The 14,946-nt window shown below is 69.5% G+C and carries 20 protein-coding genes; 17 read left to right on the forward strand and 3 right to left on the reverse strand.

All coding sequences use genetic code 11. The features are described from left to right. The first annotated feature begins 90 nt into the window (after window positions 1–90). The 6 genes from FHR82_RS41300 (at window position 91) to FHR82_RS41325 (ending at window position 4,595) form a co-directional block, all read left to right on the forward strand. Window positions 91–1,062, forward strand: a complete 972-nt coding sequence (locus FHR82_RS41300; RefSeq protein WP_311771529.1) for a DMT family transporter — start codon at window positions 91–93, stop codon at window positions 1,060–1,062. A gap of 96 nt (window positions 1,063–1,158) precedes the next feature. Further along, window positions 1,159–2,004 carry a bifunctional methylenetetrahydrofolate dehydrogenase/methenyltetrahydrofolate cyclohydrolase gene (locus tag FHR82_RS41305; protein WP_184816090.1) on the forward strand — a complete coding sequence of 282 codons (846 nt, stop codon included), beginning with the start codon at window positions 1,159–1,161 and terminating at the stop codon, window positions 2,002–2,004. Continuing rightward, entirely contained in the window at window positions 2,001–2,297 is a 297-nt protein-coding gene (locus FHR82_RS41310; RefSeq protein WP_184816091.1) for a DUF3017 domain-containing protein, read from the forward strand. The genes FHR82_RS41305 and FHR82_RS41310 overlap by 4 nt, the downstream gene beginning before the upstream one ends. Before the next feature lie 58 nt (window positions 2,298–2,355). Continuing rightward, window positions 2,356–2,904, forward strand: a complete 549-nt coding sequence (locus tag FHR82_RS41315) for a hypothetical protein (protein WP_184816092.1) — start codon at window positions 2,356–2,358, stop codon at window positions 2,902–2,904. Between the two features lie 142 nt (window positions 2,905–3,046). After that, complete coding sequence (locus tag FHR82_RS41320) at window positions 3,047–4,030, forward strand: malate dehydrogenase (protein ID WP_184816093.1); 984 nt, start codon at window positions 3,047–3,049, stop codon at window positions 4,028–4,030. A 163-nt stretch (window positions 4,031–4,193) separates the two neighbouring features. Then, window positions 4,194–4,595: an SsgA family sporulation/cell division regulator gene (locus tag FHR82_RS41325; protein WP_184816094.1), complete on the forward strand. Its 402-nt coding sequence runs from the start codon at window positions 4,194–4,196 to the stop codon at window positions 4,593–4,595. A gap of 78 nt (window positions 4,596–4,673) precedes the next feature. On the opposite strand, the gene FHR82_RS41330 is transcribed toward FHR82_RS41325, so the two are convergent. Then, a complete protein-coding gene (locus tag FHR82_RS41330) occupies window positions 4,674–4,868 on the reverse strand; it encodes a DUF1918 domain-containing protein (protein WP_184816095.1) in 195 nt (64 codons plus the stop codon). A gap of 96 nt (window positions 4,869–4,964) precedes the next feature. Here FHR82_RS41330 and FHR82_RS41335 point away from each other — a divergent pair, with 96 nt between their 5' ends. The 4 genes from FHR82_RS41335 (at window position 4,965) to FHR82_RS41350 (ending at window position 7,775) form a co-directional block, all read left to right on the forward strand. Next, on the forward strand, window positions 4,965–5,573 hold the full coding sequence (locus FHR82_RS41335) for a spermine/spermidine synthase domain-containing protein (protein WP_311771530.1): 609 nt from the start codon (window positions 4,965–4,967) through the stop codon (window positions 5,571–5,573). Between the two features lie 44 nt (window positions 5,574–5,617). Then, window positions 5,618–5,881: a hypothetical protein gene (locus tag FHR82_RS41340; RefSeq protein WP_184816097.1), complete on the forward strand. Its 264-nt coding sequence runs from the start codon at window positions 5,618–5,620 to the stop codon at window positions 5,879–5,881. 221 nt (window positions 5,882–6,102) lie between these two features. Further along, a complete protein-coding gene (locus FHR82_RS41345) occupies window positions 6,103–6,960 on the forward strand; it encodes an SAM-dependent methyltransferase (RefSeq protein ID WP_184816098.1) in 858 nt (285 codons plus the stop codon). A 98-nt stretch (window positions 6,961–7,058) separates the two neighbouring features. Next, complete coding sequence (locus FHR82_RS41350) at window positions 7,059–7,775, forward strand: DUF6882 domain-containing protein (protein ID WP_184816099.1); 717 nt, start codon at window positions 7,059–7,061, stop codon at window positions 7,773–7,775. 122 nt (window positions 7,776–7,897) lie between these two features. Here FHR82_RS41350 and FHR82_RS41355 read toward each other — a convergent pair whose 3' ends face one another. Next, entirely contained in the window at window positions 7,898–8,473 is a 576-nt protein-coding gene (locus FHR82_RS41355; RefSeq protein ID WP_184816100.1) for an HhH-GPD-type base excision DNA repair protein, read from the reverse strand. 130 nt (window positions 8,474–8,603) lie between these two features. On the opposite strand from FHR82_RS41355, the gene FHR82_RS41360 reads away from it, so the two are divergent. The 5 genes from FHR82_RS41360 (at window position 8,604) to FHR82_RS41380 (ending at window position 12,797) form a co-directional block, all read left to right on the forward strand. Continuing rightward, entirely contained in the window at window positions 8,604–9,128 is a 525-nt protein-coding gene (locus tag FHR82_RS41360) for a hypothetical protein (RefSeq protein WP_184816101.1), read from the forward strand. 10 nt (window positions 9,129–9,138) lie between these two features. Continuing rightward, window positions 9,139–9,699 carry a GNAT family N-acetyltransferase gene (locus FHR82_RS41365; RefSeq protein ID WP_184816102.1) on the forward strand — a complete coding sequence of 187 codons (561 nt, stop codon included), beginning with the start codon at window positions 9,139–9,141 and terminating at the stop codon, window positions 9,697–9,699. Window positions 9,700–9,822: 123 nt separating this feature from the next. Next, window positions 9,823–10,962: a serine hydrolase domain-containing protein gene (locus FHR82_RS41370; protein WP_184816103.1), complete on the forward strand. Its 1,140-nt coding sequence runs from the start codon at window positions 9,823–9,825 to the stop codon at window positions 10,960–10,962. Window positions 10,963–11,051: 89 nt separating this feature from the next. Continuing rightward, window positions 11,052–12,275, forward strand: a complete 1,224-nt coding sequence (locus FHR82_RS41375; RefSeq protein ID WP_184816104.1) for an NADP-dependent isocitrate dehydrogenase — start codon at window positions 11,052–11,054, stop codon at window positions 12,273–12,275. 183 nt (window positions 12,276–12,458) lie between these two features. Beyond that, window positions 12,459–12,797, forward strand: a complete 339-nt coding sequence (locus FHR82_RS41380; RefSeq protein WP_184816105.1) for an SH3 domain-containing protein — start codon at window positions 12,459–12,461, stop codon at window positions 12,795–12,797. A 10-nt stretch (window positions 12,798–12,807) separates the two neighbouring features. On the opposite strand, the gene FHR82_RS41385 is transcribed toward FHR82_RS41380, so the two are convergent. Next, window positions 12,808–13,539, reverse strand: a complete 732-nt coding sequence (locus FHR82_RS41385) for an MBL fold metallo-hydrolase (RefSeq protein WP_311771531.1) — start codon at window positions 13,537–13,539, stop codon at window positions 12,808–12,810. Window positions 13,540–13,596: 57 nt separating this feature from the next. On the opposite strand from FHR82_RS41385, the gene FHR82_RS41390 reads away from it, so the two are divergent. Together FHR82_RS41390 and FHR82_RS41395 are read left to right on the forward strand one after the other, a co-directional pair. Further along, complete coding sequence (locus tag FHR82_RS41390) at window positions 13,597–14,250, forward strand: HD domain-containing protein (protein ID WP_311771532.1); 654 nt, start codon at window positions 13,597–13,599, stop codon at window positions 14,248–14,250. Window positions 14,251–14,430: 180 nt separating this feature from the next. Beyond that, complete coding sequence (locus tag FHR82_RS41395; protein ID WP_184816107.1) at window positions 14,431–14,697, forward strand: hypothetical protein; 267 nt, start codon at window positions 14,431–14,433, stop codon at window positions 14,695–14,697. Window positions 14,698–14,946 lie beyond the last annotated feature (249 nt).

Consider the following 14,946-nt stretch of genomic DNA (forward strand, 5'->3'; position numbering starts at 1 on the left):
TTCCCTTGTCCTTCGGTCGGCGTCACAGCCTGCTTTATCTACCTGGCCCTCGTGGCACTCGCAAGGCCGCGTGAACGAGGATGACGACACGTGACGACGCCCGCTCTCTCCTCAGCACACCACCCGACCGCCCGGTTGCGCGCGGCGGGTGCCGCGCTCGCCGCTCTCGGCGGGGTGGGTCTGGCCGTGCAAGGCCGGATCAACGGCCAGCTCGGCCATCAGCTGCACGACGGGGTTCTCGCTGCTCTGATCTCCTTCTCCGTCGGGTCGGTACTGCTGCTCGCGGCCCTGCCGATCTTGCCAGCCGCCCGTGCGGGCGTGGGCCGTTTGCGGGAAGCGCTTCGGACGATCGCACTACGACCCTGGCAGCTGCTCGGCGGCACCTGTGGCGCGTTCCTCGTGACCATGCAGGGCCTCACGGTCTCGATCCTCGGTGTCGCGGTGTTCACGGTCGCCGTCGTCGCAGGTCAGGTCGTGTCCAGCCTGCCGGTCGACCGAGCCGGGCTCGGACCGGGCGGTCCTCAGCCCATCACACTTCCCAGAGCGGTGGGCGCATCACTCGCTGTGATCGCCGTGATCGTTTCGGTCTACGACCATGGCGTCGTCACCGATCCGGGTGGACTTTGGTGGGCCGTGTTACCGGCAGTAGCGGGACTGGGACTCGCGTGGCAGTCGGCTGTGAACGGTCAGGTCCGGGTGGCCGCGGACAACGTCGTCGTGCCCACGATCGTGAACTTCCTCGTCGGCACCTCCGCACTGCTCGTGGCCGCGGTGGTGGACGTGCTGATCCGCGGCCTTCCGGAGTCATTACCCACCCAGTGGTGGCTCTACACCGGCGGCACCATGGGGATCGTCGCGATCATGACCGCCGTGACAGCCGTCCGGGTGATCGGCGTGTTGCTGCTCGGCATGTCCTCGGTGGCCGGTCAGCTGACCGGTGCGGTGCTGCTGGACCTGTTCGTCCCGGCCGAAGGGACCGAGCTGTCGGTCACGAGCCTGGTCGGCATCGTGCTCACGATGGTCGCGGTGGGCATCGCCGCCATCCAGGTCCGGCCGCGCTAGCCCTGCTCGCTCTGTTCCACCGCACTGCTCGCTCCGCGAGCTCTGCTCCACCGCACTGCTCGCTCCGCGAGCTCCGCTCGGTGAGAGGATGACCACGTGACCGCGACGATCCTGGACGGCAAGGCCACCCGCAACGCGATCTTCTCCGACCTGAGCGTGCGCGTGCGTGCGCTCGCGGACCGGGGTGTGGTGCCCGGTCTCGGCACCGTGCTGGTCGGCGACGACCCCGGCTCCCACTCCTACGTGCGGGGCAAGCACAACGCCTGCGCCAAGGTCGGCATCACGTCGATCCGCCGTGACCTGCCCGCGGACACCACGCAGGAGCAGCTGCACGAGGTCATCGACGAGCTGAACGCCGACCCGGCCTGCACCGGCTACCTCATCCAGCTGCCGCTGCCCGGCCACCTCGACGCGGGCGCCGCGCTGGCGCGGGTCGACCCGGCGAAGGACTCCGACGGCCTGCACCCCATGAACCTCGGCAAGCTGGTCCTCGGCGAGAGGGGCCCGCTGCCGTGCACCCCGCTCGGCATCATCGAGCTGCTGAAGCGCTACGACGTGCCCCTCGCGGGCGCGAACGTGACGGTCGTCGGCAGGGGCGTGACGGTCGGCCGCCCGCTCGGCCTGCTGCTGACCCGCCGCTCGGAGAACGCGACCGTGACCCTGTGCCACACCGGCACGAAGGACCTGGCCGCCGAGGTCTGCCGCGCCGACATCGTCGTCGCGGCCGCCGGCAACCCCGCGCTCATCACGCCGGACATGGTCAAGCCGGGCGCCGCGGTCCTCGACGTGGGCATCACCCGCACCGACGAGGGCCTGGTCGGCGACGTGCACCCGGGCGTGCGCGACGTGGCAGGCTGGCTCGCCCCGATGCCGGGCGGCGTCGGCCCGATGACCATCGCGATGCTGCTGACCAACACGGTCCTGGCGGCGGAGCGCACATGAGCACCCCGCACCGCCGCAGGCACCCGGTGCTGGTCCACCTGCCGTTCGGCATGGTGCTGGCGGTGGTGGCGCTCGGCCTGTTCCGGATCGTGCTCTACCACTGGCGGCAGGGCACCGTCCTGATCGGCATCGCGCTGTTCCTGGCGGCGGGCCTGCGGGCCCTGCTGACCGACGAGCAGGCCGGCCTGATCCTGATCCGCGGCCGCGGTGTCGACGTCCTGACCTACTCGGCCTTCGGCGCCTGCATGATCCTCGTGGCGATGACCATCGAAGGCGGCCCGCTGGGCAACTGACGCCCGTCCGCTCGCACCCACGGCGTCTGGCAGGCTGCGGCCGACTGGATCCGGGGGCGTGATGATCAGGGTGCGCGACGCCAAAGGGCGGCAGTGGACGGTCGGGCCGCGGTTCTCACCGTGGCGCCGGGTGGTGCGGCCGATGGCCTACCTGCTCGGCCTCAACCCGCGCCGCGAGCTGAGCACGCCGCCACCCCCGCCACCGGAGGAGAAGAAGACGGCCGGTGACCGCGTGATCGAGGTCCTCCTCGCGCCGATCACCTACTCCGAGGCCATGGGCCCGGCGCTGCTGTGGCTGGTCGCGTCCCCGGTCATCGCGGTCGAGCTGGTCGCGCTCGGCATCGGGGGCGCGGTCCTCGCGGTCGCACGGGCGACGGGCCGCGCGCGGTACCGCGTCGAGGTGATCGCACACACCCGCCCCGCCCTGCACTCCGAGACCGTGCTGCTGGTGCGCGGCAGGCACCGCGCGGCGGAGCTGATGACCGAGCTGGCGGCGGACCGGGCCGGCGCCGAACGCTCCTTCCACCCGGACGGCCTCCCGGACGACGTGACCGTCCGCTCGCACCGCAGCGTGTGGCAGTCGTCGGCGGAATGGGTGCCGCGCTGACCTGTGTGCCCGCACCGCGCCGGGACTAAATCCATCAAGTGATGTATGTCCGCCCACGACACCCGCGTGACCCGCGCAAACACCGTGCCTTGATAGCCTCGCCGCACCGGTTTTTCTCTTCGTATTCGGGAGGATCTTCCCCGTGGCAAGCAAGGCTGCCGTCAAGGTCACCGTCACCGGTGCCGCCGGCCAGATCGGTTACGCACTGCTGTTCCGCATCGCCTCCGGGCAGCTCCTCGGGCCGGACACGCCCGTCCGGCTGTCGCTGCTGGAGATCCCCCCGGCGCTGAAGGCCGCCGAGGGCACCGCCATGGAGCTCGACGACTGCGCCTTCCCGCTGCTCAGTGGCATCGACATCACCGACGACCCGAAGCGTGCCTTCGACGGCGTGAACGTCGCGCTGCTGGTCGGCGCCCGCCCCCGCACGAAGGGCATGGAGCGCGGTGACCTGCTCGAGGCCAACGGTGGCATCTTCAAGCCGCAGGGTGAGGCCATCAACGCGGGCGCGGCCGACGACGTGCGCGTGCTGGTGGTCGGCAACCCGGCCAACACCAACGCGCTGATCGCCCAGTCGCACGCGCCGGACGTGCCGGCCGAGCGGTTCACCGCCATGACGCGCCTTGACCACAACCGCGCGCTGTCGCAGCTCGCGGCCAAGCTGGACGTCTCGGTGACCGACATCGCGAAGATGACGATCTGGGGCAACCACTCCGCGACCCAGTACCCGGACCTGTACCACGCCGAGGTGGGTGGCCAGACCGCCGCGGCCGCCGTGAACGACGACGAGTGGCTGAAGGACACCTTCATCCCGACCGTCGCCAAGCGGGGCGCCGCGATCATCGAGGCCCGGGGTGCGTCCTCGGCCGCGTCCGCCGCCAACGCCGCGATCGACCACGTCCACGACTGGGTCAACGGCACCGACTGGACCTCGATGGCGGTCGTCTCCGACGGCTCCTACGGCGTCCCCGAGGGCCTGATCTCGTCGTTCCCGGTCCGCTGCGCCGACGGCGAGTGGGAGATCATTCAGGGCCTGGAGATCGACGACTTCTCCCGCGAGCGCATCGACGCCTCGGTCCAGGAGCTGTCCGAGGAGCGCGACGCGGTGCGGGGCCTCGGCCTCATCTGAAGCGGCGACGCCAGTAAAACCGCAGGTCACGTGTTACGTGTGTGGCCCCGGTCACACCTGATGGCGTGAACATCCGGCGATGTTCGTCAGATTCGGCCGGTCGCCGCATCTCACCCTCGACCGACCCACATCCCAGTGGCGGATCGAAGGAGGAGGGCCAGAGATGACCACCGAAGCTGTTCACGCCGAGCTCGTCGCATTGTACGACGGCACCACGCCGGTCCGTTCCCGCTGGTCCTACCGTGCCGACCACCCGTTCACGGTGGTCGCCACGTTCCAGACCGAACGGGACCGCTGGGTCGAGTGGGTGTTCTCCCGCGAGCTGCTCGTCGAGGGGCTGACCGCGTCCGCCGGAGTCGGCGACGTCCGGTTCCGGCCCCTCGAGGAGCGCGGGCTGCACATGCTGATCGTCGAGATCGAGTCGCCGGAGGGCTACGCCCTGCTGGAGCTGGACCACCAGTCGGTCGACGACTTCCTCGACGCCACCGAGGAGCTGGTCCCGCTCGGCGGCGAGGACGACCACTTCGACGTCGACGCGCTGATCGACGAGCTCACCAGGGTCTGACCGGGCGCGCGGTTGAGCCATGGGCGGCGTGCCGGGTCCTGCCGGGCGCCGCTCATGGTGTTTCCCGGGCCTCTGGGGTCACTCCCCAGAAGGCGCGGCCTCGACCACGGAGTCGGGCCCGGGGAAGACGAGGCCCTCGTGGCCGTCCGGATAGCGGACGACGTAGGGCGGTGCGCCGTCTTCGCCGCGCACTTCGATGATCTCGGCGGTCTGGTCCGGGTTGCCTACTGTGCGACCGTGCACGTGCAGCCGGTCGCCGATCGCGGCCTGCATGCCCTCAGGGTAAGTCCGCGCGGCCGGGTTCGCTTCTAGTCTGTTGGGGTGGTCTCCGAGGTTCTGGCGCGTGTCGACGGTGTGTGTGGCGAATTGGTGCTGAGGCGCGTGGGCCCGCACCACGAGATCATCGCGAACGGCGTGTTCCTGATGGACACCCGCAACGGCGAGTCCGAGCGCCTGATGGTCAACGCGGCCGCCGACCGCATGCCGGCGGGCACCACGATGCTGATCGGTGGTCTCGGTGTCGGCTTCTCGCTGCGGGAGGCGCTCGGCCACCCGTCGGTGGGGTCCGTGGTCGTCGTCGAGCGCGAGCCCTCGGTGATCGAGTGGAACCGGAACGAGCTCGGCAACGCCGGTGTCCTCGCCGACCCCCGGGTCCGGGTCGTGCGGGCGGACCTCCTGACGTACCTGCCGGCGGCGGGCCGGTTCGGCGCGCTGTGCCTGGACATCGACAACGGTCCAGAGTGGACAGTCGACGAGGGCAACGCGTCGCTGTACGACCGGACGGGTCTGGCGATGATCGGCACCGCGCTCGCGCCCGGCGGCGTGCTGGCGGTGTGGAGCGCGGGCCGGTCCCCGGCGTTCACGGCCGCACTGGCGGAGCGCTTCGGCGCGGTGGAGACCCTCGAGATCCCGGTCCCGCGCGGCGAGCCCGATCTGGTTTTCCTGGTGATCAGATCGAGATCGGATCGCGGTAACTGACGGCCGGTGTACCGCGATCTCCGGAGTGAGCTCCTGGAGGTGCGATGCTTCGACGCCGTCCGCGCCGAACCGCGCCGTCATGGGTGCGCCACCCGGCGGTCGCCCCGCTGTTCCTGGCCACGCTGTACCTCGCGGCGACGGTGGTCAACGTGCTGCTGGCCATCACCATGAACACGTGGTGGCCTGCCGTGTTCGCGACACTGCTGGCGCTGGTCACCGTGCTGTGCGCGACCGCGGCGTGGCGCCGCCTCAGGAGACTTTCCGCGCTGACCGACGGCACCGCGGGGACCGTGACGACAGGCTCATGATCGTGAAGTTCCTTGCGTGGCAAGCTGTCGCTAGACCGTTCGGGTGACTTTTCCGGGCGCCCCAAGGCAAAGCCGGTGGTCAGCGCAGCTTTCTCACCTGCGCAAGTGCAGATGCACGGGCACGCATGGGTGGGTTCTCATGATCCACTCCCTCGTTTACCGACGTGGCAGGCGTCGCTACGCTGGGTCGGTCCACGTGTCTTCTGCCTGTGAGGTTTGCGATGTCCGACACGGCGTCCAAGTACGAAGCGCCGAGCATGGTTCCGGTCGGGGTGGATCCGACCAGGGCGAGCATCGCTCGCGTCTACGACGCGTTCCTTGGCGGCAAGGACAACTACGGGATCGACCGCGAGGTCTTCCACAAGGTGCAGAAGGTCGCGCCGGAGGCTCAGGACCTCGCCTGGTCGAACCGGAACTTCCTGACCAGGGCCGTGCGGTTCCTCACCGACCAGGGCGGCATCCGCCAGTTCCTCGACTGCGGGTCGGGTCTGCCGACCGCCGAGAACACGCACCAGATCGCGCAGCGCATCGACCCGGAAGCACGGGTCGTCTACGTCGACAACGACCCGGTGGTCATCGCCCACGGCGAGGCACTGTTGGAGGACAACGACTTCACGCACTTCGTGGCGGCGGACATCTTCGAGCCGCAGAAGGTGCTGCAGAACCCGACCGTGCGCAAGTACCTCGACTTCACGAAGCCGATCGGCCTGCTGCACGTCGGCACCCTGCACCACTACACCGCGGAGAACGGCGGCGAGTTGATGCAGGAGTACATCGACGAGCTGCCGTCGGGTTCCTTCGTCGCGATCTCGCACTTCCTCGACCCGCAGACCCCGGGCCACAGCGAACTCGCGCGGCGCATGGAGGACGTGTTCATCCACAGCCCCATGGGTTCCGGCCGGTTCCGCACGAAGGCGCAGCTGCGGGAGTTCCTGCCCGGCCTGGAGATCATCCCGCCGGGCCCCGGCAAGCCCGCCGACTTCGAACTGTCGGACCTCTGGTGGCCGGACGGCCCGCGCCTGCGCCCGCTGAGCCAGGTGGAGGAATGCAGCGCGGCGGCGGTCGGCCGCAAGCTCTGACCCCGGCCTGACGTCCCGGAGACGCTTTCCTGGCACGCAACGCCCTGAAAGCGTCTTTCGGGGCACCCCAGGCGACCCGGACCGGTAGCGTCACCGCCGTGCCCACCTTTTTCGATCTTCAGGATGACGCCGCGCTGCTGTCGCTCGAACACCAGATCCACCTGATGGACACCGTCGGGGTCCCGCCGTGGGAGGTCGACTTCGCCGTCCCGCGGTTCGGCTTCGGCGGCGACCAGCCGCTGACCGCCTCGGCCGTGCACCTGCTCGGCAGCGCCGCTCCCGGCCCGCGCTCCTGGTTGTGGTCGTGGGCCAACCCGTCCGGCTACCGCCCGGAGGTCACCTGGCTCGCCGAGCAGCTGCGCGACTTCGGCAAGGAACACGGCATCCCCGAGTTCACCGAGGCCGAGGTCCCGTTCGACGACCTGCCCGGGTCACCGACCGAGCCCGCGCGGGTCGCGTCGCTGATGATGGAGGCCGCGAAGGCCGTCATGAAGCGCTGGACCGGTTACCAGGGCCCGGTCGGCGGCGGCACGCGCATCGGCATGCTCATCGAGCACCCCTCGTTCGTGCTGCCCGCACCGGAAGGCCCGCGCGTGTCCCGCGTGCTGCAGCAGGGCGTCGCCGAGCTGCGGTTCTTCGACCAGCGCCGCGCTTTCCGCTCCTACGCCGTCAACCGCGGCCTGCGCGTGCAGGAGAACGACACCCAGGTGCACATCGAGGGCCCCGCGTTCTCCGTGACCGCGAACTTCAACGAGAGAAACCTGATGACGGCCATGACCGTGAACATGCGCGGCGCCGAGGCGCAGCAGCAGTAGGTTCTCGTCAGCGGGCTGGAGCGTGCCGGGGCGTGCCCCCACCAGCCGCGCGGAACGCGCGCAGGCGTGGGGGCGTGAGCCCCTCACCACACCCGAGGCCGCGGGCAGACCAACCCTCGGCGCTAGGCCTTCGCCGCCTTCGCGGCCGCCTTCATCTGCTTCTTGTACGCGCGCACTTCGAGCAGGCTCGCCTGGTCGGTGATGTCCGCGACCGACAGGTACGTGTTCTTCTTGCCGAACTCGCCGGCCGCCTTCTGCCAGCCGGTCGCCTTCAGGCCGCGCTGCTTGCCGAGCAGGGCCAGGAAGATCTGCGCCTTGACGTCGCCGTAGCCGGGCAGCGCCTTGAGCCGCTTGAGCACCTCGGCGCCGTTCGGGTTGCCCGCGGTCCACAGTGCTTCCGCGCTGCCGTCGTACTCGTCGACCAGGCCCTGGCACAGGGCCTGCACGCGCTTGGCCATGGCGCCGGGGAAGCGGTGGATCGCGGGCGGGGTGGAGCACAGCGCCGCGAACTTCTCCGGGTCGTACTCGGCGATCGTGCGCGCGTCGAGCGAGCCGATGCGGTCGAGGATCTTCTTCGGCCCGAGGAACGCGACCTCGATCGTGATCTGCTGGTCCAGCAGCATCCCGATGACGAGCGCCAACGGCTCGCGCTCGAGCAGCTCGTTGGCCTCGGAGTCGGTGGTCAGCCACATCGCCATGGCGTCATCATGGCACGTCCGCCTACCTCGCGAAGAGTAGCCACCGCCGCCCCGCTACCGCGCCGGGAGCAGCCCGGGTGTCGCGCCCGCGCTGACGACACGGCGCCGTCGCGAACCGAACATAAGAGGCATGACCACCACCGAGCGCGCCGCCACGAGAAGACTCACCCCGGCCGCGCGCAAGCTGCTGCTGTTGCCGCACATCGTCGTCTCCGTCGGGTGGCTCGGACTGAACGTCGGGAACCTGACGCTCGCGATCACCGGCCTCACGACCGACGACCCCGGCACGCAGCACGCCGCGTTGGGCGCGATGTACCTGATCGGCGGGCCGCTGCTGATCCCGGTGAGCCTGCTGGCGCTTGTTTCCGGGGTGCTGCTGGGGATGTACACGAAGTGGGGACTCGTCCGGTACCGGTGGGTGCTGGTGAAGCTCCTGCTGACGGTGATCGCCGTCGTGCTGATCCCGCTGTCGCTGCTGCCCGGTCTGCGCGAGCTGTCGGCGCTGGTCGCCGCGACCCCCGCCGACCGGCTCGCGGACACCGGCCCGCTGGCGCTGGACATGCTGGCGGCGGGCATCGTGTCGACGTCGATGTACGTGACCAACGCGGTCCTGTCGGTCCTCAAACCGTGGGGCCGCACGCGCCGCGTCGCGTAGTTTGGCGGACGTGCTCAAACCCGACTACCCGATCAGGACCGCCCGGCTGGTCCTCCGCGAGTTCACCGAGTCCGACATCGACACGCTGCACGCTTACCACAGCCTCCCCGAGGTGGCCCGCTTCCTGTTGTGGGAGGCGAGGACACGCGAGGAGTCCGAGCGGTCACTGAAGTACCGCATCGAACACCCGACGATCGAGAAGGAAGGCGACGGCGTCGTGTTCGCCGTCGAGCACCAGGAGACCGGCGAGCTGGTCGGGGAGGTGAACCTGCGGTGGTTGTCGGCCGAGCACGGCAGCGGCGAACTCGGGTTCATCTTCGACCCGCGACACCACGGGCACGGGTACGCGCGCGAGGCCGCGGTGGAGGTGCTGCGGATGGCGTTCGAACAGATGGGGTTGCACCGCGTCATCGGCCGCGCCGCCGCCGTGAACACCGCGTCGGGGAAGCTGATGGAGCGACTGGGGATGCGCAAGGAAGCGCACTTCGTGAAGAACGAGATCGTGAAGGGCGAGTGGACCGACGAGGTCGTGTACGCCATGTTGGCGGAGGAGTGGGCCGCACGGTCCTGAGGTGACGTTGCCCGCGCAGTGGGAGGTGCGGCCGGCCCGACCCGGCGTCTCAGGGTGATCTCCGGGTCTGCCCGGGGTTCACCCCCGATGGCAGGGATTTCCTTTCCGGCAAGGCTTTCCGGCATGAGACGACTCACGGCCATCGCCGTTGTCACGTCGGCAGCGGTCGCGGTGCTCGCCGCGCCCGCCGCTGCCGACACCCGGCCCCCGCTCGACCCCGCCGCCCTCGCGGCCGCCATCTCCGGGCTTCCGAACGAGGAAGCGAGCGGCGCGCTCCTCCAGGTCCGCGGCGACGATGGCCGATGGCGGGGCACCTCCGGTGTCGCGAACGTCCACACCGGACAGCGCGTCCCCGCCGACGGCCGGTTCCGCATCGGCAGCATGACCAAGACGTTCACCGCCACCGCCGCCCTCCAGCTCGTCGCCAAGGGCAGGCTCGAGCTCCACCGGAGCGTGCAGTCCTACGCGCCGGACGTCCTGCCTGCCGAGTTCCCGCCCATCACCGTCGACCAGCTCCTCACCTACACGTCCGGCCTGCCCAGCATGGAGATCGACCACAAGGACCCCGTCTGGTTCCTCCGGCACCGCTTCGACACCTGGACGCCGCGCCAGCTCTTCGACCTCGCGTTCTACCGGGAGGACGGCACGGTCAAGGACATGCGGTTCGCCCCGGGCACGGCGCAGAACTACGGCAACATCGACTACCTCGTCCTCGGTGCCGTCATCGAGAAGGTCACCGGCCGCCCCTACGGCGACGCGATCCGCGCCGGCATCATCCGCCCGCTGCGCCTGTCCGCCACGACCGTGCCCGGCGCCGACACCCGGATCCACGGCCCGCACGCCCGCGGCTACGAGCTGAACGACGGCACCTACACCGACATCACCGACGCCAACCCGACCTACCAGTGGGCCGCCGCCGAGATGATCTCCAACGCGCCCGACCTCGACCGCTTCCTCGTCGCGCTCCTGTCCGGCAAGCTCCTGCCGAAGGCGCAGACCGCGCTGCTGTTCCGGATCCCCGACGTCAAGGTCCACGAGAGCGACCAGAACGCCTACCTCGGCCACGGCATCGCGCGGCTGCCGGTCGGCGACATCGTCTTCTGGGGCAAGACCGGCGACCGGCCCGGCTACAACAACGGCATGGCCGCCACGCGGGACCTCGGCAGGCGCGTCGTCTTCTCCGTCAACACACTGCACATGGGCGGCCGCGAGCAGCCCGTGGTCTCCCAGAAGATCATCGCGGCGGTGGCGGGCCTCGCCTGAGCGGACCTAGCAGTACGCGTGTACCGTTTGCGGGGGCTGAACAGACCTGCACGCGCGCACCGAAGACGCGGAGAGGAGCATCCCGGCACATGGCCAAGATCAAGGTCCAGGGAACGGTCGTCGAGCTCGACGGCGATGAGATGACTCGCATCATCTGGCAGTTCATCAAGGAAAAGCTGATCCACCCGTACCTGGACGTCAACCTGGAGTACTACGACCTCGGCATCGAGCACCGGGACGCGACCGACGACCAGGTCACCATCCACTCCGCCAACGCCATCAAGAAGCACGGCGTCGGTGTGAAGTGCGCCACGATCACGCCGGACGAGGCGCGGGTCGAGGAGTTCGGGCTGAAGAAGATGTGGGTCTCGCCCAACGGCACGATCCGCAACATCCTCGGCGGCGTGGTGTTCCGCGAGCCGATCATCATCTCGAACATCCCGCGGCTGGTGCCGGGCTGGACCAAGCCGATCATCATCGGCCGTCACGCCCACGGTGACCAGTACAAGGCCACCAACTTCAAGGTGCCCGGCGCCGGCGAGCTGACCATCACCTTCACGCCGGAGGACGGTTCCGAGCCGATCCAGCACGTCGTCGCGAACTACCCGGAGGGGGGCGGTGTCGCGATGGGCATGTACAACTACAACAAGTCCATCGAGGACTTCGCCCGCGCTTCGTTCGCCTACGGCCTGCAGCGCGAGTACCCGGTCTACATGTCGACCAAGAACACCATCCTCAAGGCCTACGACGGCGCGTTCAAGGACATCTTCCAGCGCGTCTTCGAGGAGGAGTTCAAGGCCGAGTTCGACGCCAAGGGCCTGACCTACGAGCACCGCCTGATCGACGACATGGTCGCCGCGGCGATGAAGTGGGAGGGCGGCTACGTCTGGGCGTGCAAGAACTACGACGGTGACGTCCAGTCCGACACGGTCGCGCAGGGCTTCGGCTCGCTGGGCCTGATGACGTCGGTGCTGATGACGCCGGACGGCAGGACCGTCGAGGCCGAGGCCGCGCACGGCACCGTGACCAGGCACTTCCGCCAGCACCAGGCGGGCAAGCCGACCTCGACCAACCCGATCGCGTCCATCTACGCGTGGACCCGTGGCCTCGCCCACCGCGGCAAGCTGGACTCGACCCCCGAGGTCACCGGCTTCGCCGACGCGCTGGAGCAGGTCGTCGTGGAGACCGTCGAGAGTGGCAGGATGACCAAGGACCTGGCCCTGCTGATCAGCAAGGACCAGGAGTTCCAGACCACCGAGGAGTTCCTCGCGACGCTGGACGAGAACCTGCAGAAGAAGATGGCGTCCGCCTGACCATCGCTCGTTCGAGGACCACGCCCGCACACTCCGTGCGGGCGTGGTTTTCGTTTTCACGGAGCGTGGTGGGCGCCCCCTGACGCTGCGTCTAGCGAGTGGTTCGCATCGCGCTTCATTTGATTCTCGACGGGCCTGCGTTATACAGGCAGGGAAGTCTCCGCGCGTTGAGGAGCGGTGCCGGTGAAGATCAAGTGGAGCGGCAAGCGGACGTTGATCGCGCTAGTGCTTCTCGCCGGGGTCGGATTGCTGTACGTGCAGGGCACCGACCAGCGTCGTGAGCAGGGAGAGAACGGGACGCCGGCGTCCAGTGAGACGTCGGCCTGCCGGGTCGAGTCGACCGACGACGGGGTCCGGGTCCGGTCCGCGCCCGCCATCGACCCGGCCAACGTGGTCGACGAGCTGGCGGCGGGCGAGGAGGCGGACGCCTCGACCGAGGTGCGGAACGGCTTCCGCAAGCTGGCTGAGGGCCGGTGGGTGTCGGTGGACTACACACGCCCGCTGGAGGGCACCACCTGTTAGCCGAGGTCGGCTAGCCCAGGTCGATGACGAGACCCTCGTCCGCGGCGAGCAGCTCACCCGTGAAGTGGGCCGCGGCCTGCCGGAGCGACACGCCCCGGTCGTTGCCCGGCCAGAAGTGGGTGAGCAGGAGACGTCGTGCCTGCGCCTGTGCCGCCCAGTACCCGGCCTCCTCGGCCGACAGGACGTTGCGCGGCCCGTCCGGCTGGTTCTGGAGCGTCGCGTCCATGATGTAGAGATCGGCCTCGCGGCCCAGCTCCGCGAGCCGCTCCGACGGGCCGGTGTCACCTGTGTAGGCGACCGTTCTGTGCGCCGCGTGCAGGCGGATGCCCGCGTTGGTCACGTAGTGCGGCAGTTCGACGCTCGTCAGCTCGAACGGGCCCACCTTGTGGCTGCCGGGCAGCTCGTGGACGTCGAACAGCTCGGTGAGCCGCGGTTCGGGCTCCAGGCTGTCGACCAGCTCGGCGACGCCGGGCGGGCAGTACAGCGGGATCCGGTCGAAGGTGCGCTCGCCGTAGTGGCGGACCCGCAGCAGGCCGTTGAGGTCGACGCAGTGGTCACTGTGCTGGTGTGTGATGACGACGGCGTCCACCGCCCCGTTCGGGCACAGCGCGAGGAGCCGCGGCAGCGTCCCGAACCCGAGGTCCAGCACGAGCCGGAACCCGGCGTGCTCGACGAGGAACCCGGCACACGCCCGTCCGGGCTCCGGCCAGGCAGCGCAACTCCCGAGCACGGTGATCTTCACGACGAGTGAGCGTAACCGCCTTGCTCGCACTTCTGTGTGAATGACAAGGTCACGGACGTGGACGAACCCTTGCTTGTCGAGCGTCGGCCGCTGCCCATCGACGGGCGGCTCGGACAGCAGCTGGCATTCCTGATCGAGGTGGACCGGCTCAAGACCGTGCTGCGGGCCTCGACGCTGGCGGCCGTCGACCGGCGGGAGAACGACGCCGAGCACTCCTGGCACCTCGCGCTGATGGTGCCGGTGCTCGCCGAGTACGCCGACGAGCCCATCGACGTCGGCCACACGATCCGGCTGGTCGTCGTGCACGACCTGGTCGAGATCTACGCGGGCGACACCCCGATCTACGACGACAAGCTGCGCACCGACCAGGCCGAACGCGAGCTGGCCGCCGCCGACAAGCTGTTCGGGTTGCTGCCCGCGGACCAGGCCCGCGAGTTCCGCGCGCTGTGGGACGAGTTCGAGGAGCGCAGGACCCCGGAGGCCCGGTTCGCCAAGGCCATCGACCGGCTGGAGCCGAACCTGCTGAACTGGATGGCGGGTGGCGGCACGTGGCTGACGCCGGGAGTCACGGCGGATGTCGTTCGGTCGAGAACCGAACACATAGGTCAGGCGTCTTCAGCATTGGGAGAGGCGATGCGAGCCCTCATCACGGGTGCGGAGCGCAACGGCTGGGTTGCCGCAGGTCAGCAGGGCGACCCTGGACCCGCGTGATCGTCGGCACACCGAGGGGTCTACTCTCCCGCGACGTACCGATTGGGCTAACTCCACGCCACCGTGTGTAGGGTTTCCCAGTCTTGGGCCCCCCAAACGGGGGTTACCCGATTGGTGACGAGCGCAGGAGGCGCACCAGTGCGCAACCGGGTTGTCTTGGCGGTCGCCAGGCTGGTTCGGGTGAGTGTGGTCCTGGCCCTGGTGCCGGTCGCTCTGGTGACCGGCGCGGTGGTGGCGAGCGCGAGCACGGCTGACGGCGTCGCCGCGTCCAACATGCAGTTCCCCATCGGCCCGGTCGGCATCGCGGCCGTCGTGGTCGGGCTGGGTGGCCTGGTGACCGGTCTCGTGCGGCACCACCGCCGGGTCGCGGCGGCGGCTCCGCAGGCCGCTGTGGCTTCGCAGGCGGTCGTGGCCGACGCGGAGTCCGCCGACAAGGCCGCTGCCTGAGTTTCTCCGCAGTCGCGGGCGGGACTCTGCCTTGGGCCATCGGATCTTCGCGCTGCTGGTGGTGCTGTGAAAGGCGCTTTCAGGGGCACTCAACCTGGATCCACCGATGGATTTCGGCTGTTGGTTGGTGTTGGGGTGTCTTCGGCGGATGGGCGTGCCCTCCGGGGGCTCCTCGCCGGAGGGGCAGGTCTCTGGGATGGCCTCTCGGTTTTGCAGTTCTTCTTGCGTTGGGTGCGGGTCTGCCTGCCA

It is taken from the genome of Actinophytocola algeriensis (assembly GCF_014203735.1).
Classification (GTDB): domain Bacteria; phylum Actinomycetota; class Actinomycetes; order Mycobacteriales; family Pseudonocardiaceae; genus Actinophytocola; species Actinophytocola algeriensis.

What these genes read in the sequence shown, in the direction of transcription:
- FHR82_RS41310 (WP_184816091.1), top strand. Translation starts at nt 2,001, where the DNA reads ATGAGCACCCCGCACCGCCGCAGGCACCCGGTGCTGGTCCACCTGCCG.
- FHR82_RS41325 (WP_184816094.1), top strand. Translation starts at nt 4,194, where the DNA reads ATGACCACCGAAGCTGTTCACGCCGAGCTCGTCGCATTGTACGACGGC.
- FHR82_RS41330 (WP_184816095.1), bottom strand. Translation starts at nt 4,868, where the DNA reads ATGCAGGCCGCGATCGGCGACCGGCTGCACGTGCACGGTCGCACAGTA.
- FHR82_RS41340 (WP_184816097.1), top strand. Translation starts at nt 5,618, where the DNA reads ATGCTTCGACGCCGTCCGCGCCGAACCGCGCCGTCATGGGTGCGCCAC.
- FHR82_RS41345 (WP_184816098.1), top strand. Translation starts at nt 6,103, where the DNA reads ATGTCCGACACGGCGTCCAAGTACGAAGCGCCGAGCATGGTTCCGGTC.
- FHR82_RS41355 (WP_184816100.1), bottom strand. Translation starts at nt 8,473, where the DNA reads ATGGCGATGTGGCTGACCACCGACTCCGAGGCCAACGAGCTGCTCGAG.
- FHR82_RS41360 (WP_184816101.1), top strand. Translation starts at nt 8,604, where the DNA reads ATGACCACCACCGAGCGCGCCGCCACGAGAAGACTCACCCCGGCCGCG.
- FHR82_RS41370 (WP_184816103.1), top strand. Translation starts at nt 9,823, where the DNA reads ATGAGACGACTCACGGCCATCGCCGTTGTCACGTCGGCAGCGGTCGCG.
- FHR82_RS41375 (WP_184816104.1), top strand. Translation starts at nt 11,052, where the DNA reads ATGGCCAAGATCAAGGTCCAGGGAACGGTCGTCGAGCTCGACGGCGAT.